The following is a 21,413-nucleotide window of genomic DNA, read 5'->3' on the forward strand; positions in this document are numbered from 1 at the left end:
AATGGCCATACCAGCTTGTCTGGCTGTTGCTGGGGACTAAGGCAAGTTTGTTTTAACTTGCCGATAAATAACCTGAATTTTTCAGATATTCTTCATTAAAAGTACCAACAACATCCCCGATCACGATTAAGGTCGGGGGCTTGATGTTATGGGCGGCGACCAGTTTGCTCAATTGGCTGAGCTGCCCCCGGATCACTTGTTGATCCGCCTGGGTGCCTTTTCTGATCAAGGCGGCTGGCGTTGATGGTACCCGGCCGGCATCAATCAGCTTATCGGCAATGATATTCAGGCTTTTTACCCCCATATAAAATACCAGGGTTTGCTTGGCATCATTAAGGATCTGCCAGGGCAGGTCCAGTTCGCCGCTTTGCTGTAAATGCCCGGTAATAAAGGTACAGCTTTGGGCAACCTGGCGATGGGTGAGGGGAATGCCGACATAGCTGGTACAGGCGGAAGCCGCCGTGAGCCCGGGAACGACATGCACCGCGACCTGGTGTTCAAGCAGGTATAGGGCTTCTTCGCCGCCACGCCCAAAGACAAAGGGATCTCCCCCTTTGAGGCGGACAACTTTTTTCCCCCGGCGGGCATGTTCCACCAGCAAATCATTGATGCCTTCCTGCGGCACCCTGTGGTCCGCCTGTTTTTTACCGACATAGACTTTTTCGCATTGGCGGGGCAGCAGGGCCATAATTGCTTCGCTGACCAGGCGATCATAAATCACCACTTCCGCCTGCTGGATAAAACGGTAAGCCTGCAGGGTAAGCAGATCAGGATCTCCCGGGCCAGCGCCTACCAAGGCGACTTCACCGGCTAAAAAGGGCTGTTTATCGGGATTTAAGCTGTTGATCATCAGTGCTCCGGTGCAGGTCATGCATTTTTAAGGGGAAAAATGCTACTTCTGGGGTATTTTAGCGTGTTTTATGTATAACATACCAGTCAACTATTTTGATTTGTTATTCTAAATGGTTATATGTGGTAATGGCTATAGCGCTTTAGCTGCTATTGGGCGAAAGTTCGATCTAGCGGATGCATCGGGCAGGTAAACCGGCTTTTTTACCGGCGAGCTGCGCAGTGCTTAATCCGGATTCTTGCCGGGAGGCGGGGCCGGCTGTACCGGTTCTAGCGGCCGGGCATGCCTGCCCAATTGCAATAAACTGGGTAAAAACAGCAGGGTAAACAGGGTGCTGATACTCATTCCGCCAACGATAACAGCGGCAATGCCGCGATAGAGCTCTGCGCCGGCGCCGGGGATCAATAATAGCGGCAGCATGCCGCAAATACTGGTTAAGGTGCTCATCAATATCGGGCGCAGCCGTAAACGCACCGCCTGCTCTACCGCCTTACGGCGGCTCAGGCCCTCTTCTTCGCCGGTGCGGGTCTGGTAGACCAGTAAAATAGCATTATTGACCACCAGCCCCAGCAAGATCACGAAACCTATCATGGTTAATAAATCCAGCGGCTGGAAGATCACCTGATTCGTTAGCTGTAACAAGCCCAGGCCGCCGACGGTAGCCAGCGGTATGGTCAGCACCACAAGCAAGCTGTCTTTGAAGGATTTAAATAACGCGGACATTAACAAATAAAGAATGATTAATGCCAAGAGAAAGCTTTGGCTCATATTCGCCAGGGCCTCGGTGAGGGCTTCGGCGCTGCCGCGAAAAGCGATAGCGCCGTTGTCGCTCAGGCGGGCCAGTATCGTCGGCTCTGCCCGGCTTTTGAGTTTGGCAATGGCTTCTTCCAGGCTTAAATCAGCCGGAGGGGTGACTTGCAGGGTAATGGTGCGCTTACGGTCGATGCGCCGGATAGAGCTGGGGCCCGCGGTACGCTCCAGCTCAACCAGCTCCGCTACAGGTTGTATGCCCGCCTCAGGTGTAAATAAAGGGATCGCGGCCAATTCTTCCGGTGTTTGCCATTGCTCTGCGCGTAAAAATACATTTAAACGTTTTTGACCGTTAAAAAAGTCCCCGACATACAGTCCCGTGCCCAGGGCACGTGAAATCGCCGAGACCTGTTGGCGGGTCCAACCGGCTTCTGCCACCCTGCGTTCATCGGGGATCAGGCGAAGCTCAGGCTCTGCCAGGGTTAACCCCGGCACCGGCCTGATTTGCGCCCCGGGTAAAGTTTCATTGATAACACGATAACCTATGCGTGCCGCCTGTAATAATTCATCTACCTGGTTGCCCTGAATATCGATATCTATGCGCCGGCCACCGCCGAGATTGCGAAATAACTGGGCTTGCGTTGCAAAAGCCAGGGTATCGGGAAAACCGGCGAGCAATTCGCTATTGACGATTTGTACGATTTTCTGAATGTCGTCGGCATTTTCCCCGCGTCCGCCCATAAAGCCGAAGCTGCCGAAAAATCCCATCCAGGTATGGGCAATTTTTGGCTGCTTCTCTCCTTTAAGGTAGGGCATCAGCCTCTGGTTCACTTTATCGCTAAGCTCGATACGGGCTGCCGGGTAACTCAGACCCGGCGGCGGCATGATAAAGGCCTGAAACTGGTTTTGGTTGCCTTTGGGCAGGTAATCGACTTTCGGGAAGATCAGGTAGCTACCGGCGACGGAAAAAAGTAATAATCCCAGGATCCAGCCATAACGCCTGGCCGGGGTGGCGGTGAGCAACATTATGCTCTGGGTGATATGATGCCACCAGTGACTATGGGGATCTGATGTCGATACCCGGGTCAGTAATTTTCGTGCAGCACTCGGTAAAACCGTGACGGCAATTATCAGGGAAGTAGAGATAGCCACGGCTATGGTGATGGCCAGATCGGCAAATAGCTGGCCCGAGACTTCCTCGAGAAAGGCGATTGGCAGGAAAATGGCTATTGTGGTGGCAGTGGAGGCAAGCAAGGCGCCCCAGACCTGGGTAGCCCCTTGCAATGAGGCTTTTTCAGGGGGCAGTCCCTGCTCCCGTAAACGCACGATATTTTCCAGCACCACGATGGCGGCATCGAGAACCATGCCGACGGCAAAAGCCAGCCCTGCCATGGAAATAATATTCAGGCTGCGGCCGCTGGCATACATGACGATAACCGTAATGATGATGGAGATGGGAATGGCGACAGCGACGATCAAGGTGGCGCGAAATTTACGTAAAAACCACCACAGGACGCTGATGGCGAGCAGGATCCCCAGCAGCAGGTTATTCTGTACTAAGGTCATAGAGCGGCCGATATAGATACTTTCATCATACATCTGAATAAGTTCCAGGCCTGCCTGTTTCAGGGGCCCCCGGTTGAGCTCCGTTTTTGCCGCTTTAAGGCCATGCATGACTTTAATGACATTAACCCCTTGCTCCACCTGGGCATTCATGGCTATTGCCGGTTCGCCGTTCAGGGTCAATATCCCGGTCCTGTCGGCGAAAGTCATCTCAACCCGGGCGACATCCCTGAGTAGCACCGGGCGGCCGTCACGCCATTCCAGTATCATTTCTTCCAGCTGTTTAATGCCGTATTTTCCGGAAAACCTCAGGGTGTATTTTCGCCTGCCGACGTCATTAAAGCCGCCTGAGCTGTCGGTATTACCGGCTAACTTTTGTGCCAGCTCAGGTATGTTTAACCCTAAAGCCGCTGTTTTATAGGGATTAAAAGAGATTCTTAATTCGCTGGACAGGCCGCCGAAGGCATTGGTTTGTGAGATGCCGGCAACCCGCTCCAGTCGTGTCTGGATCACTTCTTCGACATAATCCTGGTAAAAAGCGATATCCCGGTTATTGCCGGGCAGGGGCTTGAGGGCAAACCAGGCAATAGCGGTAAAAGTACTGCTGCCGCCGACGGCAATGACAGGCTCATCGGCATCCGGAGGATAGCTGGGCACCTGGTTTAAGGCATTCATCACATCGATTAATGCCCGCTCCAGGTTGACGCCGGTACGATAGCGCAAGGTGATACTGCCCCGGCCCTGGCCGGAGTCGGATTCAAGGGAAGCCAGGCTTTGCAGGCCTTTTAATACATCTTCCTGGCGCTCGATGATCTCTGCTTCCATTTCTTCCGGCGCGGCGCTGCGCCAGTTGGTTGAGATGGTGATCATGGGCTGGCTGATATCCGGGGTCAGCTGTACCGGCAGCTTGAACAGGCTGATCCCGCCGAATAAGGCGGCGAGCAGGATGCCGACCACGACTGCGGTAGGATTTTTCAGGGAGAGGGCGGTTAGTTTCATGACACTAAGTCCTATTGTCCCGAAATTAACTCTTGATTGTTTTGCTTTATTTGTACAGCCTGTCCGGGTTTGAGGCGTTCGGCCCCGCGGATCACTATATTATCTCCTTCCTTGACATCTCCTGTCACTTGCACCAAATTACCGGCTCCTATGCCGACCTCTATCGGGATTTGTTCTGCCTGGTTTTCCCGGTTGATCCTGAAGATGCTGGCACCCTCGCGCCTGAGCACCAGGGCATCCCGGGGCACGGCAAGTACCGCCTTGCTTTCGCCATAGGCAATGGCGATTTTTATATCCAGGCCAATCGGCCAGTCAAAGCCGGACATATCCAGGCGGACTTCCATTAAGTGGGAACGCTGATCTGCTACCGGGATCAGACTTTTTATGCCGGCCATCCCCTTCCCCAGCGGCGATTCGACGGCCAGATCTTTGGCTTTTTGTAAATAACGGTAGGCGGTGAGGGGAGCAAATACCGAGGCTTCGATGTTTTCGGTTTCCACCAGGCGGATAATGGCGGTGCCATCTTTGACATATTCCCCCAGGTTGCTGAGCCGCTCTACCACTAAACCGTTAAAGGGGGCTTTTAAGCGGGTAAATGCCAGGTTTTGTTGGGTTTGGGCGAGCTTGGACTCGGCAATTGTCAGTTCACCCCGGGCAATGTCCCGCAGGGAAATATTTTCGTCCAGATCTGTGATCGCCGACAGGTTAATTTTTGCCAGGGTTTGCTTGCGTTTGACTTCCGATTGTAAAAAAGCCAGTTTGGCTTTGGCATTTTCTATGATGGCAAAATCCTGCTGCTGCTGAATGAGCAATTGGCTATCGTCTATCTTGGCTAAAATATCCCCTTTTCGTACCCGAGTGCCGGGCTGGGCCAGAGTCACCAGCCGGCCGGAGACTTCGGCGGCTATTTGTGAATTGTTCGGGCTGACAACAGTACCGGATACCCAGGAAACCGGGGATAAAGAGGTTATTTTTGCCGGTACGACATTGACGCTGGCGGGAGGAAATCCCTGAGAGGATGCCGCTAATGGCATAAGCAGCATAGCAGCAAAAGTGAGTGTGTTTACATACGAGGTTTTTCCCATATCTGCTTCTGCCAGCCTTATGCCATGGACCCTGAGCGTGATTGCTTTCCCGTAAACTTTTTATGCCAGAACCTTTATTGATAAAATAATTGACGGTAGCTGCTGTCGCAGGCTTGTGAGTTATTGATATTTACAGCCAAGGAAAAGCTCTTGTTGAAGAACTGACAACTGCAAGCTGCTGGTTATATTAAACTTGTTTTTACTTCTTTATCGATTTTATTTTCTCTGCCTTTATCATAATGAGACACATTCGTAAAAACTTCAAATTTAAAGCTTTTTTCTTGATTACTTGTGTTCTCTTGCCTGAAAAATACCGGGTTATCATCTAGGATTACTAGTGACGTAAACTGAACAGGAGATAACAAATGAAAGGTAATGATAAAGTAATCGCCAGTCTCAACGGTTTATTGCATAACGAACTGGCTGCTATCGATCAGTATTTCACCCATTCAAGAATGTACGATGATTGGGGCTTAAAAAAGTTGTACCATCAGTTGGATCATGAAATGCAGGAGGAGATCACCCATGCGGATGCCTTAATCAAACGGATTTTATTTTTAGAAGGTACGCCTAACTTAAAGGATCGCCGGGATTTGCTGATCGGCAATGATGTGCCCAGCATGCTGAAAAATGACTTGGTGCTGGAAATGGAAGTCGTGGCGGCATTAAAAGCCACTATTGAACTATGCGAGCAGGAAAGTGATTTTCAAAGCCGGGAAATGTTAGAGAAATTGCTCGAGGATACCGAAGAAGATCATGTCTATTGGCTGGAAAAACAGCTGGGATTAATCGATAAAGTCGGATTGCAGAATTACATTCAATCCCAAATGTCAGGCGAAAGTGAATAAGGCGAGATTATGAAAGGTGATAGCAAGGCAATAGCCTTATTGAATAAAGCGTTAGGTATTAAATTGGTGGCGATCAATCAATACTTTCTTCACGCCCGCATGTATAAAAACTGGGGCATAGATGAATTGAATGAGGCGGATTATGACCAATCTATTTTAAAAATGAAGCATGCCGATAAACTGATCGAGCGAATTTTATTTTTGGAAGGTTTACCTAATTTACAGGATCTCGGGCGGTTATTTATCGGTGAGAATACTCCGGAAATGTTAAAGTCCAACCTTGAGCTGGAGCATAACTGCCGGGAAATTCTTCAGGAGTTGATCCGTGAATGTGAATTGATGAAGGATTATATCAGCCGGGACTTAGGGGAAAACCTGCTTGAAGATGTCGAAGAGCAAATTGACTGGCTTGAAAGTCAAGAGTACCTGATTGCCCATGCCGGCCTGGAAAATTATATACAGTCAAAAATGGGAGATGATTAACGGTTCGTTTTAATTTTCCCCTAAAAACTGCTGAATAAAAGACACCGGAATTAACGCTGTTGGTTGCCAAGCATAACAACCGGGCATGTGCTTAAGCGTGTCAGGCTACGTCTGCCTGCGCTTCTGCTATTTGCATCAGTTTAGTGTTGAGGATTTTTTTCGTACACTGGCAGCATTTTCCGCACTGCGAACCGACTTTAAGCTCAGCAGTAAGCTCTTTCATGGTATGTGCACCATCGTCTATGGTATCTGCTATTTTACTGTCGGTTACACCGTGACAAATACATACGTACATAAATTTTCTTTGCCAGTTCAATTAATCTTGAACACATCATAATCTAAGTGAGAATGATTATCAACTTTGTTACCGGATTTAAAACAAAGTTTTTGTTTCTTTATTGCTCACGGGTCCAGCTATCGGGAATGTTTTCTTTGACCAACTGGGTGATGCTGACATTGGTGATATTATGCTCTTTTCCCACTTCTTGTGCGAATTCAGATGGTTGGTGGCTGCGGGCAATGATCAGTGCCTTGGGATACTTGCCCCTGAGCCATAAGGCGGTACGTAAATTATCTTCTGCCGATCCTGTGCCTAAAATAATGACCGGCTCCACTTGGGTTAAATCGACTTGAGTGCTGAGTTTTTGCCAGACTTCCGGATGGGAGATATTACCTTCGAAGACTTCGCGCCGTTCAAAATTAGACAGGTGTAACTGTTCATCCACCACCAGCACCCGGCGGTTGGCATCGACATCGATAATGGCCAAAGTATCAATTTCCTGTTTCGCATGTTGCTGTAATTCTTCCAATACGGTCTGGCCGAATAAGCCGAACCCGGCAAGCACTACCACATCTTTGGGTTTGGTTTGCTGGAAGTGCTGGATTAATTTGTGTTTGACCAGGCCGGCGGCGGCAAGCTGATAGGAATTAAAATTAATGCATTGCTGGGCGACATGGGAATTGGCCATGGAACGCATAAAGCGGATGCTGGAGCAGTGAATAACGATCTTTTGCGCCAGTTTGGGCTCGAGCTTGAGAATTTTATTGGCTGTTTCATAGCTTTGGAAGTTATCTGCTCCCAGCAGCAAGACCCTGGCGGCCTGGTTTAAGCGCAGGCGTTTGAGAAAAAAGCTGTGGTTGATATCGCCTAAAATCACTTTGGCATTAAATTGCTGGCGCAGCTCATCCCTTCTCAGGGGCTCCATGGCACTGTCTATGATCAGCACAGGAACTTTGGGGGAGTGCTCGCGCAGGGCTTTAAGGTAACTGATGGTCAGATCATCTGAGCCGATAATCACCAGATGATTTTTAATCCGTTTAAGGCGCCATCTGTGGGGGGCCAGGGTTTTGATCAGGGCTTCAATCAAGGTCGAGGCGGTTAAGATAGGTGCACCAAAATAGCCTATCCAGAGCAGGAAACGGCCGACAACATGGCCACCCTGAGGTAAGCCGACATCCAGTCCCCCCATCACAAAAAAGCCCAGGCTGTAATAGGCTTTGGTCAGTATATCGGCATCCTCTGCTCCGGGGCGCTCGCTCAGGGAAACCCCGAGATGCAAACCAACTAAAGGGCACAGGAAAAAAAACAGTGCCGCCGGCCAGCGCCAGCCGATAATTAACGGGGAAAAACTTGTGAAATGCTGCAAAAATTCACTCCAGTAATGTTAATAACCACTTGCCGCCACGCTTTTGAAAAGCAGGGAAGCAGCAGAGGAAAGGCCATTTACCGCTGCTGTTACTCCTGCAGCCCGATATCCTTGCTTGATGTCACTTGCTGAACCTGCTTGTTAGTGCCGTATACCTGATTGTAATATCTGGCCATATCCTGCCTGGCGGACTCACTGACCCAGTTGATATGGCTGTTAAAATAATCATCTCCCCGGCTGATTTTTTCAATGATTTTATCTATTTTATTTACCAGGGTGAGTCCCTGCGGTGTTTTTGAGCAAAGAATATAACCGAGCACATAGGGCGGGGACTCGGCGATGGCGAAACTGGTGATTAAAGGGTCTTTGCCGCCATCCGGGCGGTAGCGGTCGAAGATGCTCGGGTATTCAAAAATAAAGTCCACCCGATCGGCAAACAACATATCTATGATACCGCTTGCCATGTCCTCACCGGTACGGTTCCAAAAGTGTTTTTGCCAGGCAGGAGCCGAGATTAAATTATCCAGTTGACCGGTATAAGATCTGCCGTCGACGATACCGAATTTGGCCGTTTTGATTTGTGTTAATACCTGCTCCACCGATATCGCCTGGCGCTCATCCCGCAGTGCTTTTATTTTATTGAAGTAAACGGAGTTCTTCTTCAGGTAAAGGCGCAACCCGGGATAAATGGACTGGGGATATTTGCTGGCATAGCTGAAATTGAGTCTTTGTTCGGAAACGGTTTTATTGCCGGTACAGGCATGGTCTTTACTTTTAAGCAGGTTAAAAGCGCTGTTGGTATTGGCATAAAGCACCCGGGTTTGGTATTCCCCCAGGCCGTCTAATATCATGGTCATGGTTTCCCCCATGATATCCATGTTTTGTGCGTGTTTTTCTTTCGGGTTAAAAAAACTGGAATGGGTCAGCCAAAGCAGCTCCTGGGCATTGGTATTAAAGCTGATGCAGGAAACTAAGGCGAACACCAGAGAGCAGAAGATACCTTTAGGCATCAATGAAGTGAAAAAAGACATAAAAAATGATTATCCCGGATCGCGGCTTTAATCGACCTGGCACCGCCAGGGCACAGCTAAAATACTTATCGACGGATAAGTTTATCATTATCCTGCCCTAACTAAAAAGTCATAAAAAGCAGGATAATGACATCAAGGCCGCAACACAGCAAGATGTTATTTAAAGGTGGTGCTTAAGGCGTCTATTTCTGCGGCGCTGTGGTGAACGCCTAAGCCATGCTCATTGACTTGTTGTGCCCTCTGGGTATTCTCGCGTGAGATATCGTCAATGGTATGGATACTTTGGGTGATCTGGGCTGCAACCAGGTTTTGTTGCTCGGTAGCGGTGGCAATTTGTGCGGTAATATCGCCGACACCGTTCATCATTTCGGTGATATCCGCTATGGTTTGTTTGATTTGGGTGGATTCCTGGCTACATTCCTCGGCATTGTCTTTGCTGCTCAGCATAGCGACACTCCACTGTTTCAAAGTGCTTTGCAGTTCAACCACAGAATCCTGAATTTGTACCGCGGCATCCTGGGTTCTGCTGGCTAAGGTTCTGACTTCATCGGCGACCACAGCAAAACCGCGCCCCTGCTCCCCGGCACGGGCAGCTTCTATGGCGGCATTGAGGGCCAGCAGGTTGGTTTGATCGGCAATGCCCTGGATTTCCGCCATCAAGGTGGAAATTTTATCAGCATCCGTAACTAAGCCATTGGCGCTTACCGAGGCATTGCCCACCTCAGAGCTTAATGTGGAAATTTTATCCTGACTGGCATTGATCACTCTAATGGCCTGTTGACATTCCTTTTGTACTTCCTGGACCTTGTCATGGGCGTAGACGGTATTTTTACTGACGTCCTCGATAGTGGCGCTCATTTCGGTAATGGCGGTGGCCAGCTGCTCTAAATGATTATTCTCATCGAGCAGACCTTCGAGGGATTTCGAAGAGTTTTGGGTTAATGTGGTTGATAAGTCGAATATTTTCTTTCCTGTGTCATGGCTGCGACCTAAGATAGTCCTGACCTTGGCCTGCATTAATTTCAGGGAGTAGTCGGCAATACCGCTGACCCCTTTCCCTGAATAGATATAGCGGGACGGGCTGTCAAAAGAGCTTTGTAACTCTTTGATATATTTGGGCAGTCGAAACAGTTCATCAAAGTAGATAGCAAACAGGCCGGCGATCAACACCAGTTGTATTAATGCTGTGGCCGGATCTTTCCCGTATAACCAGGTCAGTAAAAAAGTGAACAAAAACAGCAAGATTGCCAGGGTCCTTTTTAAAGCAAAATTGGCGCCGAAATCAGAAACCTGTTTTCCCTGATTGATTTGGCTATAAAGTTCTTGCGCCTTGCTTTTTTGCTCTTGCGTCGGACAACAGCGTACCGACTGATAACCTATGATTTTGTTATTTTCATATAAAGGCGTGACATAGGCATCAACCCAGTAATAGTCGCCGTTTTTACAACGGTTTTTTACCATGCCGCGCCAGGAATCACCGCGCTTGAGTTTCTGCCATAAATCATAAAACGCGGCCTTGGGCATATCCGGGTGGCGCACAATATTATGGTCCTGGCCGACTAATTCCTTATAGCTGAATCCGGCTACCCGGCAAAAGCTTTCATTGGCGTAGGTGATTTTTCCTTGTGTATCTGTGGTTGAAACGAGCTGTTCGGATTCGGGGAAGGTGACTTCACTGTCAACTGAATGATTCATAATATGGTAAATAGCAAAGAGCGGAATAATAAAGATAGCGCATTTTTACTATTTTTGATTTAAATACAAGAAGTTTAAGTTAATTATGCTCTTTTCTTGATTTGGATCAAGGTTTTTATTTTTGGTTATGGCATAGGGGGGATTAATAAGTAAATACGGCTTTGTTTTTTTGTTAACTTAATCAAATAAGCGGACTGTCTAATATAATAATCCTTTTTATATATTTCTCTGTATGATAAGTGATTATTTTTAAATGAATGTGGTGAGTGGATGATGGAGCTGTTAAAGGATATTGGCTTATTTAAGCGGGCTTCTTTTATTAATGGCGCCTGGTTAAGCGCAGCAGCGGTTTTTCCTGTGACGAATCCGGCAACCGGCAGGCAGATCGCCGAGGTGGCGGATGCCGGGATTGCTGAAGCAAAGCAGGCGATACAGGCGGCAAAAAGCGCCTTTAGTACCTGGTCGTCGTTAACGGCGAATGAAAGAGGCTGTCTTTTACGCCGCTGGTTTGATTTGATTATCCTGCATCAGGACGATTTGGCGCGCATCCTGACCCTGGAGCAGGGAAAGCCCCTGGTTGAGGCAAAAGGAGAGATAAGTTACGGCGCCTCTTTTATTGACTGGTTTGCCGAGGAAGGCAAACGGGCTTACGGCGATGTGATCCCTATGCCGTCTGCAGATAAGCGTCTGGTGACTATTAAACAGGCGGTTGGCGTGGTGGCTGCGATCACGCCGTGGAATTTTCCCCATGCCATGATTGCCCGCAAGGCGGCTGCTGCGCTGGCAGCAGGTTGTACCTTTGTGGTCAGGCCTGCAAGCCAAACCCCTTTATCGGCACTGGCTATGGCTGAACTGGCCCAAAGAGCCGGGTTGCCTGACGGTGTTTTTAATGTCGTGGTCGGAACCGATGCCCGGGCAATCGGCGAGGTGCTGACCGGACACCCGGATGTCGCCAAATTTACCTTTACCGGTTCGACCGCGGTGGGGAAAGCGCTTATCAGCCAATGTGCGGGCACGGTAAAAAAAGTTTCGATGGAATTAGGCGGTAATGCGCCTTTTATCGTTTTTGATGATGCCGATCTTGATGCTGCTGTGCAGGGGGCTATCGCCTCTAAATATCGTAATGCCGGGCAAACCTGTGTTTGTAGCAACCGTATCTTCGTCCAGGAAAAGATTGCCGAGGCCTTTACGAACAAGTTTGTTAACGCCGTGGCTGCGCTCAAAGTCGGAGATGGCCTGGCACCAGAGACTACAATAGGTCCTTTGATTTCACCTGAAGCGGTAACAGATGTCGATCGCCTGGTAAGCAGCAGTCTGCAAGGCGGTGCTGAACTGTTACTTGGCGGAGCTCGTCACCCGATAGGTGCTAATTTTTATCAGCCAACGGTGGTGGCCAAAGTGAGCCAGGATATGCCATTAGCGCAACAGGAAATCTTCGGTCCGGTTTCTCCTATTATCACTTTTAAAGAGGAAGCTGAGGTATTGGTCATGGCCAATGATACCGACTACGGGCTGGCGGCTTATTTTTATGCCCGGGATATCGGGCGCATCTGGCGCATAGCGGAAGGACTGGAGTTTGGCATGGTGGGGATCAATGAAGGCATTATCTCTAATGCCGCAGCACCTTTTGGCGGCATCAAGCAATCGGGCAACGGCCGGGAAGGTTCGCGTTATGGTCTGGATGACTATATGGAGATCAAGTATTTATGTTTTGGTGGGCTAGATAAGTAGCTGTTTTCAGCTGCGGATAGGCCTGGGTTGGCAAACAAAATAAGGTTGTCGGAGTCAAGATGGGAAAATTCGGGATTGTTGGTATCCTGGTATGTTTAAGTGTTCTGGTTGGCGGATGCAGCAGTATCCCTTTGAGTACTATGGTGCAGTTCAGTACTTTTGATGAAAGTGACTTTCTTGAAATTGATCCAAACCATATCAGGGCCAAGGTACAACTTGAGCAGGGGTTTGCCTTATCAACAGATAAGTCCAAACTGGAAATTGGCATTGAAACTCTAAACGGGTACAGCAATTATTTGTTTCCGCTGCAAGAGCTGGCTGTAAAAATGATAGAGCCAAAAAACACATTCTTTTTTACACCCGAGCCGGTTATTGAATATCAGTTAACGTTAACACCGCAGGCCGTTGCTGCTTTCTTAGCCTTGCAGCAGGAAATTAAAGCCAAGAAACCAGAGAGTTATTCTCTTTCGGTGGGGACTCATCTGGGGGAGCGGCCGGAGAATGCTGAAAGCGTTACTATGTCGGTTTTATTAAAGCTTGGTGAAAACAACGATTATTTTACCCTGGTGGATAACGCGGCATTGGCACTGGATAATACAGGTGAATAAACCCGGACAGTACTTCTTTCTGGCTTTAATGGCCAGGCGCCCGTTTGGTAGCAGGGGAAAGCAGCTCAGGGAAAACGGCCGAGCTGACCGGGTAATCCCCTGCGTGTTTTAAAAATATTTAAAACGCTTTCTGCCATCCCAGGATAAAGACAGTGCCTGAGTCCATGCCAATGCCGGCATAATCTTCATCAATATCCCGGCCGATTTCGGCGGCTAGCCTGTGGCCTTTTAAATTGCCTTCGGTAAACAAATAGTTCGCGCCTAGGAATAAGGAGGTTTTTTCCTGTTCATAGTTAGCGGGCACTGCGGTCGCTGCCATCATAGGGTTGATACGTTTGTCGCTGCCTTCGATGGCATCCTTATCGATATGGTTTAGCCTCAGCGAAAATGAAAGCTGATGGGATAACCTGTAGGCCAGCCAGCTGTTGAGGGTGAGTTGATTGCCGGGTTTGTATCCCTGATTATTGTTTTCCAGGGCCGTTTTCCATAAGAGTTGCGCGCCCCAGGAGAAATTGCCCCTGGCCTGGTTGCCGCCATAAGTGATCCCGGTTTCCAGCTGCCAGGTGTCGAAGCCGGTTTGCATGCCGTAGGGCAACAGGGCATTTTCTGACATGGGAGTCGTATCCCGCTCTGAGCTGTCAGCTGTGGGCAGGGTAAAAGTGACATTGGCGTGCAGCCTCTGGTGCCTGCTGTTTAAAAGCGAACCCGGCCAGGGCAGTTTGATTAAAGCGCCGAGGGTGATATCGCCTAACCCGGACGCGTCCGTACTAAAGTTACTTTCGGTCATTGAACCAGAAGTCATAGCACCTGAGTGCATGTTATCTGAGTGCATGTTATCTGAGCCCATGGACATGCCGCTCATAGCAAGATCCATTTCATTATCTAACCAGGGGGCCATGGCCATCAGGGTAATGTTATCGCTGGGGGCATACATCAAGCCCAGCATATGCATTTTCATGGTCATTTCTTTTGGCCGCACCATAAAGTCAGTGTTTGCGTTGTAGTCACCGGCGGATAGGCTCTTGCTGCCCCGTAACAGGCCATTCATGTCCATGTGCATATAACGGTATGACAGCATCCATTCACCGGTTTTGTGCATATGATCAGCCATCACGCCAATGGGGGCATGGGCATCCGGTTGGCTGCTGAAATTGGCGTGGCCGGTACCATGGCCGTAGGAGGTGGCAGGCAAAAAGGCTGCCATAGCAAGTGATAAGGTGAAAGCCTTAGCTTTAATGTTGGCTTGTATCAGGTTTTTTTTCATGAGAGTTTCATCCGGATAATGATCTTTCTTAGTTATGCCCGGCCGTTTAACAGCCGGGCATATATTGGTGAAGTAATAGCGTTAACCCTGAGCTCTAGTGAGCTTTGGATTTTTTCTTACGCTTCTTCTTCCGGGCTGAACGATCTGATTCCGGCGCTTTGCCTTTAAACAAGTCGATGTTATGCAGCCCTGAACCTTTTTTCATGGTTTCACTCATGTAAAAGTCCGGCTGGTATTCCTTGTCTTTCCAGCTGTACCAGTCTTCGGTTTCCACGCCTTCATATTCTATGATGGTGACCGCGCCGCCGGGCATTTTTCCTGCGTTGGAAGTATGGTGTTCGATATGATCATGGTTGATCCAGATCCCCGGGTTATCCATGCGGGCGATAATATCTATCCGGCCTCCCATAGGCACATGCACTACATCCGACCAGTAAGGGCTTTCCAGCGGCAGACCGTCTTTGTGGGTTACCAGTACGTCATGGCCATGTAAGTGATAAGCCACTTCCGAGCTGGCGGCATATAAACGAATTCTAACGACATCGCCTTCTTTTACCCTTAACGGCTGGGTGATCGGGAAAGATTTACCGTTAATGGAGAAGTAATCGCTTTTCTCTGCCGGATGGCCGCCTTTACCGTATTCCATCGCCACTTCAGAATTCCAGCCGGAGAACATCATAATGGCTTCCTTGGTGACTTCTTTTTCTATCTCTTCGGGTTCTTTCGGGTCAATGATCATAGGTCCCCACATGCCGCGCAGGCCCACGTGCTCGGGGACATTGACATGACAGTGGTACCAGAGGCTGCCGGGGCGGTCGACGACAAAGTCATAAACAAAAGACTCTCCCGGCTCTATTGCTTTCTGGGTAACGTTAGGTACGCCATCCATTTTCCAGCTGTTGGTTTGCAAGGTGCCGTGCCAATGCACGGTATGGGCCAGGGTGGAGTTGTTGATAACCTTGACCTTTAACCTGTCGCCTTCTTTGGCGCGGATCAGGGGACCAGGTACCTGGCCGTTAAAGGCCCAGACCTTATTTTTGAAGCCGGGGGCGACATCCACGGTCATTTCGTCTATCGTCATTTCGAATTCTAAAGTTTCTGCGTTTGCCAGCTGGCTCAGCAACATAACCAGCGGCAGGCACAGGTATTTAAGGTGTTTGAATTTCATCTGTTATTCTCCTTTTTCACAGCAGATGGTTCTGACATAAGCCACCAGATCATGGATCTCTTCATCCGTCATATTGGCGTCCCAGTTCGGCATCAGGTTAGATTTACTTACCGCTTTGCCGCCTTCTTTAATGGCTTTAAAGATATCTTCATCGGTACGGGTGATCATTTCTTTGGTTTCGGTATGGTCTTTGGGCAACACATCCATCATGGCGGCATTTACCCCCCAGCCGTCACCGTTAACGCCGTGACATTGGGTGCAGTAGGCCTGATAAAAGACCTCGCCTTTTTTCGAGTCGGCGGCCAAGGCCTGGTTTGTCCCTGCCAGCAGGCAGAGCAAAGGAATTATCTGAAGTAATTTCATGTTACTGCTCCTTTTATTGTGAGATGACATTAAGGTAATTCAGTAATTTCTTCACCGAATTGTCGTTAAGGTGGCGGTTGGGCATCAGGGTTTTCGGATCCCATTTCTCCGGCATCTTGGTATAAGAGGCGATAAATTCCGGTTGCAGGCGCTTCACCGAGGTATAAAGTTCGGGACCGGAAACACCGCCGTAACCGTCTTCATCCTGGTGACAGGATCCGCAACCTTTAAATTTATGGAAGTCTTTCTCCCCTAAGGTGCGGTTGGTCTTGCCTAAGGTGATGCTTTCCTGTTGGATCAGTGCCGACTTTGGCGTTTGCGCCATCAGGTAACCGGTAAGCTGTTGTGCCTGTTTGGCCGAGACCGCCATATGCTTGCCAAGCTTACTTTCATCGATAATATCGCCGTCCTCGGTGACTTTGACATTGTCCATAAAGAAGTGGCCGCCGGGGCGGAGACGGGTAGGGGCCGCCAGCCAGCTTTGCAGCCATTCCCGGTTAAACTTGTTGCCGGCATAATACAGGGTAGGGGCTTTTTCTTTTAATCTTTGCGCCAGGGTGATGTTGTCATTACTGGTGATGCTGTGGCAATCGGCACAGCTTTTTTCAAATAATTGTTTACCGGCCTCAATGTCAGTGGCGCTATAGGCATTGTGGGCGAAGAGCGTGGCCGCTGATAGCAGTACCAGGCCTGATTTTTTCAATATAGTGGCTTTCATCTGTTACTCCCGAAATGAATTTCATGGTCCGTTTATGTCTGGCAAAGTGCAGTAAAAAGAGCGTCCCTGCTCAGTCTCTCTACACACTTTACTAAGACTTGGCTGATGACCCTATCTGATCACTAAGTTACCGTTTCTGCCGAGTTCCGGGTTGGCGTCAGACTTGTTCATCAAGACCGTGATGGCACCGTTTAGGGCCGACTTCATCCGGTGATCTACCAGAGCGTTATTGGTATCCCGGTCACTCGGACTGACGATGTCTGCAATGACACCATGGGCCGGGGCAACATCTACGGTTTGTAAGCCATGTCTGAGGTTTTTCGGATGGCCGTTATCCCAGACCTTGTCCCAGATGCCGGCAATCGGGTGGAAAGCGGCGTTCTCATTGATTTTGGCGTTAACGAAATAAATACGCACCCGCTCACCCGGCTTGGACTCTAGTACCATGGAAGCATTTTGATCATGTACCGGATCGTAGTTGAACTGCTTGCCGTTGATTAAGGCGCCTTTCCATTTTTCGTTATTGGTCATTTCACTCGGAGTAGCATCATCTTCAAACAGATCTCCCTCTACGATGACATATTCGCGATCCGGTTTAGGGAAGTCTTCGCTGTAACCTTCCTTGGGATCGACGATGATCACCCCGTACATGCCGCGGGAGATATGCTCAGACATGGAGTCTGCGCCGCAGTGGTAAATGAATACCCCGGGGTATTTGGCTTCAAATTTAAAATCTTTTTTCTTACCCGGTCTGACCGCTTCAAATTCGTCCAGAACATCGACGATGGCGGCATGAAAATCCATGGAGTGGGACTGTTTATTGCCTTTTTTATTGAGCAGGGAAAAGTCAACGACATCCCCTTCGGTAACCCGCACGACCGGACCGGGAATAGTACCGCCATAGGTCCACATATTATGTTTGGTGCCGGCGTTATCTATGGCGATTTCTTTCTCAATCACGGGGATTTCAACCTTGACGATTTTGGCGCTGGCGGTAAAGCCGGTGGTGATGGTTAATGCGGCTAACAAGCCTGTTGCTAACTTAGTGAGTTTCATATACTTCTCCGATAAATGATTTTTTGCTTGGTTTGCTTTTTGTAAAATTGATTTCTTATCTTGCTATTTGTTGATCTGGTTAAAGGTTGTTCCTTGGTTTTTCTGTTAGGGCCTTAATGGTGTCTAAGGTATTACATTAAGCGTGCCAACTTTTTATTTGTTGTTTATCAGTGATTTATGTTTGTGTTGTTGTTTTTGAACCAGTTAAGTCTGTACATTTAACAGTGGAAATGTCATTAGGACATCCAGAGTGGTTTGCGCTCTTTGGCTGGTTTATAGCTGGCAAATTCCTGGCTTATAGCCGGTATGGATAAGTGTGGTGATAATGAAACTTTGGCCATCGGCAATAACATTATCACCAATGGCTTGGGCTTTTCTGGCGGGGATCAGGCTTTTTTTGCTTGCAGGCCTGATGGTTTGCAAAAGGTCAGTAAGGCATAAGCGTAAGAAAGGCATAATAAAATAAGCGGGCAAAGCTGATAAAAAAACTCGGTCATATTACCCGCATGCTTATGCTGGCCGCTAAAGCAGCAATCCAGGAGTACCGGTAATAAACATAATGGCAGGGTAAGTAATAAACCCCGGTAGTTATGTCCTTTTGGCCAGAGCCTGGCCCTTAACGGCAATATCGTCAGCAGTACCAAGAGTAGCAGGAGGATGGCAGCGAAGCCGAATATCTGCTGGTAAAACGAATGGATATCGAAAGCTTCGGCGGTGATCTTAAAAAGCGCATACAGCACCAATAGCCATTTGCTTTGCTCGGCCAGGTAGCTGGCTGTGCCACACAGGTTTCTTTGGGGTATCAGCAGTTTTAAATAATCGAAGTAAAGGATGAGTATTAACAACACCGAAGTGGTTAAATCAAGCAAGGCATTGACTGAGGCAATGGCCTGTTCAGATGTCAGTTCGGTGAGCAGGAAATGGCGGGATAAAAACAGGCAAACACTGACGCCAATGGCAATGATGCTGGCATCGGCATTAAAGTCATGGTGGTTTTTCTCCTGGGTAAGCAACGCATAGGCGCAGCCGCATAAGATAACGGCATCGAGATATAATACCGGCGTCAGTAATCCTTGCCAGACGATGAAGTGTTTAATTGACATTAGGGTAAGAACAAAAAATACCATATGAGTCAAATTAACACTGGGCTGTGACTGGCGGCGGTTAATGATCTGGACATTGGCTCTTAAGGCCAGCAGGGCAATCAATAGCAGGTGACTGGCGCCGCTTGCTGTTGTAAATGACAAGCCAAGCAAAGTTAAGGTTTGCAGCATGATTATTTTATGGCGGGAATGAGCATAGAGGGAGTGGCGCAGCATAAGTTACTCCTTAATTTTTGTGGCAAGCAGGGTGAGCCAAACCAATAAAATAATCTTGGTCAGCTCGGCTCCCAGATAAAGCCAGTGATAGTTGCCGCCTAAATGTATGTTTTGCTCAATATAGACGGTGGCTTGGTGATTTAACTGCGGCAGCAGGTACCAGGACTGGTAACCAAATAACAACAGCAATAACAGAGTGAGTATTAATATATCCCTGACCCGGCAAAAAAAGACGGTGATTAACAGTCCTGCCATTAGCAGCCACTGGAAGGTATCAAAGGCGTTAAAGACGGTACGACCGACATCCAGGCCTATTCTCAGATCCACCAGGGGAGCATTAAATTTTACTTTAGCTTCCATGATGATGGCGCAAACAGCGCCAAGCCAGAAGCAAGAAAGTAAAGCAATAAGTCTTTTTGACATTAAAACGGTTCCGATTTAAGCTATTTATTCCCTATACAGCAAGTAGCAGGCCAGAGCGGTCAGGTGCTGATCAGAAGTATCCCATGAGTAAAAAAATATCTTACGAAATTAATACAGAACTCTTATGTATGGACCTGCTTGCGGTCCTGGAGCTGGAAGACAGCCTCAACGCCCTGGCCAAAGTAATCGCCAAATACTTTCATGCCGATGCTGTGTCTATTTTGGAGTTTAACGAGCCGTTATTGCACCCGGTGGCCTTATACGGCTTTTCCAAAGATACCTATGGCCGGCGTTTTGATCTCGCCAATAACCCGAGACTGATGAAAATTGTCAGTGATGAGCAGCCGACGATTTTTGCCGACGATATCGGCTTGCCGGATCCTTTTGACGGTTTGATCCTGGATAAACAGGAGCGCCTGGAAGTGCATTCCTGCAGCGGTTTGCCCATCAGGCAAAGTGGTAATCTGCGCGGTATTATTACCCTGGACTCCCTGGATTTGCAGGTGTTTAACCGTTTCCCGGCAGAAAATTTCCAGACGGCGGCGCTGCTCACCACAAAAATCGTGTTAACGGCGATAGATAACCAGAACCTGAAAGAGCAGCTTTCCAAGAAAACTATCTTAAATCAGACCTTGATTGAAGCCTCTATCGGGGTGAAAACCGAGCTGGTGGGCAAGTCGGAGCAAATCGAACATTTACGGCGGGAGATCAATATCGTGGCCCCGTCGGATCTGTCGGTGCTGGTGACCGGGGAAACCGGGGTCGGTAAGGAAATTGTCGCTAAGTCTATCCATGGCCAGTCCAAGCGTTTTGATAAACCGCTGATTTATGTCAACTGTGCCGCCTTGCCCGAGTCTATCGCCGAGTCTGAACTGTTCGGCCATGTCAAAGGTGCCTTTACCGGCGCTACCAGCAACCGCAGCGGTAAGTTTGAGCTGGCCAACGGCGGTACCTTGTTTTTGGATGAAGTGGGCGAGTTGCCGCTGGCGATACAGGCCAAGATATTGCGCGCTATCCAATACGGCGATGTCCAGCGTGTCGGCAGCGACCGGCATGTTAATGTCGATGTCCGCCTGGTGGCGGCCACGAACCGTAATTTGATGGATGAAGTCAAAGAAGGCAATTTCCGTGAAGACTTGTACCACAGGTTAAGTGTCTACCCCATACATATTCCGCCGCTTAGAGATCGTTTGGCGGATATTGAATTGCTGGTGGGCTTTTTTATGGAAAAAAACCGTATCAAATTGGGCTTGCAAAGTGTACGCCTGGATAAACTGGTGTTGCCTGAGTTGCTCAGTTATAACTGGCCGGGCAATGTCCGGGAGCTTGAACATGTTATGAGCCGGGCCATGCTCAGGGCCGCTTCAGCCCGGCATGGTAAAATAGTTACCTTATTACCCGATGATATCGACAGCTCGGTCAGATCAAATGGTGCAGTGAAAGCACCTGCTGCCATGACGATGGAGACGCTTAGCGATAATAACCAGGTGGCGGACAATGAAACGCCGGTTGTTTCGCCTACGTCTGAGGCGCCTGAATTAAATCAAAGCCTCAATACCATGATGGATAACTATCAGCGGACTTTATTGCAGCAAGCCTTAAAGCAGTCCGGCGGTAAATGGAACAAAGCGGCGGAATTGCTGGCGATAGATAAAGGGAACATTCACCGTCTGGGAAAACGCCTGGGGTTAAAATAGCGCACTCGCTTCGGGGGAATCCGGTATAAATAGGTTTGATAATACCGGGCAGGGCGGCAAAAGCAATGGTCAAATAACTGCTTGCGGCTAATTCATAACATTAGCCGTAATCCAAA

19 protein-coding genes are annotated in these 21,413 nt (G+C 48.7%); 5 read left to right on the top strand and 14 right to left on the bottom strand.

Annotation, left to right across the window (positions count from 1 at the left end):
- Positions 1-52: 52 nt before the first annotated feature.
- The 3 genes from cobA to SG35_RS05425 form a co-directional block, all read right to left on the bottom strand.
- Positions 53-850: a uroporphyrinogen-III C-methyltransferase gene (gene cobA / locus SG35_RS05415; RefSeq protein ID WP_044833619.1), complete on the bottom strand. Its 798-nt coding sequence runs from the start codon at positions 848-850 to the stop codon at positions 53-55.
- A gap of 225 nt (positions 851-1,075) precedes the next feature.
- Positions 1,076-4,162, bottom strand: coding sequence for an efflux RND transporter permease subunit (locus SG35_RS05420; protein ID WP_044833620.1), 3,087 nt, complete (start codon positions 4,160-4,162; stop codon positions 1,076-1,078).
- An 11-nt stretch (positions 4,163-4,173) separates the two neighbouring features.
- Positions 4,174-5,247 (bottom strand): efflux RND transporter periplasmic adaptor subunit, encoded by a 1,074-nt coding sequence (locus SG35_RS05425; RefSeq protein WP_044833621.1) that lies wholly within the window; start codon positions 5,245-5,247, stop codon positions 4,174-4,176.
- Positions 5,248-5,612: 365 nt separating this feature from the next.
- Here SG35_RS05425 and bfr (SG35_RS05430) point away from each other — a divergent pair, with 365 nt between their 5' ends.
- Positions 5,613-6,095 carry a bacterioferritin gene (gene bfr / locus SG35_RS05430; RefSeq protein ID WP_044833623.1) on the top strand — a complete coding sequence of 161 codons (483 nt, stop codon included), beginning with the start codon at positions 5,613-5,615 and terminating at the stop codon, positions 6,093-6,095.
- Positions 6,096-6,104: 9 nt separating this feature from the next.
- Positions 6,105-6,578 carry a bacterioferritin gene (bfr, locus tag SG35_RS05435; RefSeq protein WP_044833624.1) on the top strand — a complete coding sequence of 158 codons (474 nt, stop codon included), beginning with the start codon at positions 6,105-6,107 and terminating at the stop codon, positions 6,576-6,578.
- A 100-nt stretch (positions 6,579-6,678) separates the two neighbouring features.
- Here bfr (SG35_RS05435) and SG35_RS05440 read toward each other — a convergent pair whose 3' ends face one another.
- The 4 genes from SG35_RS05440 to SG35_RS05455 form a co-directional block, all read right to left on the bottom strand.
- Entirely contained in the window at positions 6,679-6,873 is a 195-nt protein-coding gene (locus tag SG35_RS05440; RefSeq protein ID WP_044833625.1) for a (2Fe-2S)-binding protein, read from the bottom strand.
- A gap of 100 nt (positions 6,874-6,973) precedes the next feature.
- Entirely contained in the window at positions 6,974-8,224 is a 1,251-nt protein-coding gene (locus tag SG35_RS05445) for an NAD-binding protein (RefSeq protein ID WP_201777811.1), read from the bottom strand.
- An 89-nt stretch (positions 8,225-8,313) separates the two neighbouring features.
- Positions 8,314-9,255, bottom strand: a complete 942-nt coding sequence (locus tag SG35_RS05450) for a hypothetical protein (RefSeq protein ID WP_044833626.1) — start codon at positions 9,253-9,255, stop codon at positions 8,314-8,316.
- 156 nt (positions 9,256-9,411) lie between these two features.
- Positions 9,412-10,950 (bottom strand): methyl-accepting chemotaxis protein, encoded by a 1,539-nt coding sequence (locus tag SG35_RS05455; protein WP_044833627.1) that lies wholly within the window; start codon positions 10,948-10,950, stop codon positions 9,412-9,414.
- A 273-nt stretch (positions 10,951-11,223) separates the two neighbouring features.
- On the opposite strand from SG35_RS05455, the gene SG35_RS05460 reads away from it, so the two are divergent.
- Together SG35_RS05460 and SG35_RS05465 are read left to right on the top strand one after the other, a co-directional pair.
- Entirely contained in the window at positions 11,224-12,681 is a 1,458-nt protein-coding gene (locus SG35_RS05460) for an NAD-dependent succinate-semialdehyde dehydrogenase (RefSeq protein ID WP_044833645.1), read from the top strand.
- A gap of 59 nt (positions 12,682-12,740) precedes the next feature.
- Positions 12,741-13,289, top strand: coding sequence for a hypothetical protein (locus SG35_RS05465; RefSeq protein ID WP_044833628.1), 549 nt, complete (start codon positions 12,741-12,743; stop codon positions 13,287-13,289).
- A 118-nt stretch (positions 13,290-13,407) separates the two neighbouring features.
- Here the strand turns inward: SG35_RS05465 and SG35_RS05470 are convergent, their stop codons facing one another.
- The 7 genes from SG35_RS05470 to SG35_RS05500 form a co-directional block, all read right to left on the bottom strand.
- The gene (locus SG35_RS05470) at positions 13,408-14,553 is read right to left on the bottom strand and encodes a transporter (protein WP_053043128.1); all 1,146 of its coding nucleotides are present in this window, start codon (positions 14,551-14,553) and stop codon (positions 13,408-13,410) included.
- 94 nt (positions 14,554-14,647) lie between these two features.
- Positions 14,648-15,721 (bottom strand): multicopper oxidase domain-containing protein, encoded by a 1,074-nt coding sequence (locus SG35_RS05475; RefSeq protein WP_044833629.1) that lies wholly within the window; start codon positions 15,719-15,721, stop codon positions 14,648-14,650.
- 3 nt (positions 15,722-15,724) lie between these two features.
- Positions 15,725-16,084: a c-type cytochrome gene (locus SG35_RS05480; protein WP_044833630.1), complete on the bottom strand. Its 360-nt coding sequence runs from the start codon at positions 16,082-16,084 to the stop codon at positions 15,725-15,727.
- Between the two features lie 13 nt (positions 16,085-16,097).
- Entirely contained in the window at positions 16,098-16,802 is a 705-nt protein-coding gene (locus SG35_RS05485) for a c-type cytochrome (protein ID WP_084692801.1), read from the bottom strand.
- Positions 16,803-16,913: 111 nt separating this feature from the next.
- A complete protein-coding gene (locus tag SG35_RS05490) occupies positions 16,914-17,858 on the bottom strand; it encodes a multicopper oxidase domain-containing protein (RefSeq protein WP_044833631.1) in 945 nt (314 codons plus the stop codon).
- A gap of 386 nt (positions 17,859-18,244) precedes the next feature.
- Positions 18,245-19,177 (bottom strand): hypothetical protein, encoded by a 933-nt coding sequence (locus tag SG35_RS05495; protein WP_044833632.1) that lies wholly within the window; start codon positions 19,175-19,177, stop codon positions 18,245-18,247.
- A 3-nt stretch (positions 19,178-19,180) separates the two neighbouring features.
- On the bottom strand, positions 19,181-19,600 hold the full coding sequence (locus SG35_RS05500; RefSeq protein ID WP_152646668.1) for a hypothetical protein: 420 nt from the start codon (positions 19,598-19,600) through the stop codon (positions 19,181-19,183).
- An 83-nt stretch (positions 19,601-19,683) separates the two neighbouring features.
- Between SG35_RS05500 and norR the strand changes: the two genes are divergently transcribed.
- On the top strand, positions 19,684-21,297 hold the full coding sequence (norR, locus tag SG35_RS05505) for a nitric oxide reductase transcriptional regulator NorR (RefSeq protein ID WP_053043130.1): 1,614 nt from the start codon (positions 19,684-19,686) through the stop codon (positions 21,295-21,297).
- Positions 21,298-21,413: the final 116 nt, after the last annotated feature.

This window comes from Thalassomonas actiniarum, from assembly GCF_000948975.2.
GTDB lineage: Bacteria > Pseudomonadota > Gammaproteobacteria > Enterobacterales > Alteromonadaceae > Thalassomonas > Thalassomonas actiniarum.

Excerpts from the sequence above, each read along its gene's own strand:
- cobA (WP_044833619.1), bottom strand. The coding sequence starts at position 850 with ATGATCAACAGCTTAAATCCCGATAAACAGCCCTTTTTAGCCGGTGAA.
- SG35_RS05420 (WP_044833620.1), bottom strand. The coding sequence starts at position 4,162 with ATGAAACTAACCGCCCTCTCCCTGAAAAATCCTACCGCAGTCGTGGTC.
- SG35_RS05425 (WP_044833621.1), bottom strand. The coding sequence starts at position 5,247 with ATGGGAAAAACCTCGTATGTAAACACACTCACTTTTGCTGCTATGCTG.
- bfr (WP_044833623.1), top strand. The coding sequence starts at position 5,613 with ATGAAAGGTAATGATAAAGTAATCGCCAGTCTCAACGGTTTATTGCAT.
- bfr (WP_044833624.1), top strand. The coding sequence starts at position 6,105 with ATGAAAGGTGATAGCAAGGCAATAGCCTTATTGAATAAAGCGTTAGGT.
- SG35_RS05440 (WP_044833625.1), bottom strand. The coding sequence starts at position 6,873 with ATGTACGTATGTATTTGTCACGGTGTAACCGACAGTAAAATAGCAGAT.
- SG35_RS05450 (WP_044833626.1), bottom strand. The coding sequence starts at position 9,255 with ATGTCTTTTTTCACTTCATTGATGCCTAAAGGTATCTTCTGCTCTCTG.
- SG35_RS05455 (WP_044833627.1), bottom strand. The coding sequence starts at position 10,950 with ATGAATCATTCAGTTGACAGTGAAGTCACCTTCCCCGAATCCGAACAG.
- SG35_RS05460 (WP_044833645.1), top strand. The coding sequence starts at position 11,224 with ATGGAGCTGTTAAAGGATATTGGCTTATTTAAGCGGGCTTCTTTTATT.
- SG35_RS05465 (WP_044833628.1), top strand. The coding sequence starts at position 12,741 with ATGGGAAAATTCGGGATTGTTGGTATCCTGGTATGTTTAAGTGTTCTG.
- SG35_RS05470 (WP_053043128.1), bottom strand. The coding sequence starts at position 14,553 with ATGAAAAAAAACCTGATACAAGCCAACATTAAAGCTAAGGCTTTCACC.
- SG35_RS05475 (WP_044833629.1), bottom strand. The coding sequence starts at position 15,721 with ATGAAATTCAAACACCTTAAATACCTGTGCCTGCCGCTGGTTATGTTG.
- SG35_RS05480 (WP_044833630.1), bottom strand. The coding sequence starts at position 16,084 with ATGAAATTACTTCAGATAATTCCTTTGCTCTGCCTGCTGGCAGGGACA.
- SG35_RS05485 (WP_084692801.1), bottom strand. The coding sequence starts at position 16,802 with ATGAAAGCCACTATATTGAAAAAATCAGGCCTGGTACTGCTATCAGCG.
- SG35_RS05490 (WP_044833631.1), bottom strand. The coding sequence starts at position 17,858 with ATGAAACTCACTAAGTTAGCAACAGGCTTGTTAGCCGCATTAACCATC.
- SG35_RS05495 (WP_044833632.1), bottom strand. The coding sequence starts at position 19,177 with ATGCTGCGCCACTCCCTCTATGCTCATTCCCGCCATAAAATAATCATG.
- SG35_RS05500 (WP_152646668.1), bottom strand. The coding sequence starts at position 19,600 with ATGTCAAAAAGACTTATTGCTTTACTTTCTTGCTTCTGGCTTGGCGCT.
- norR (WP_053043130.1), top strand. The coding sequence starts at position 19,684 with ATGAGTAAAAAAATATCTTACGAAATTAATACAGAACTCTTATGTATG.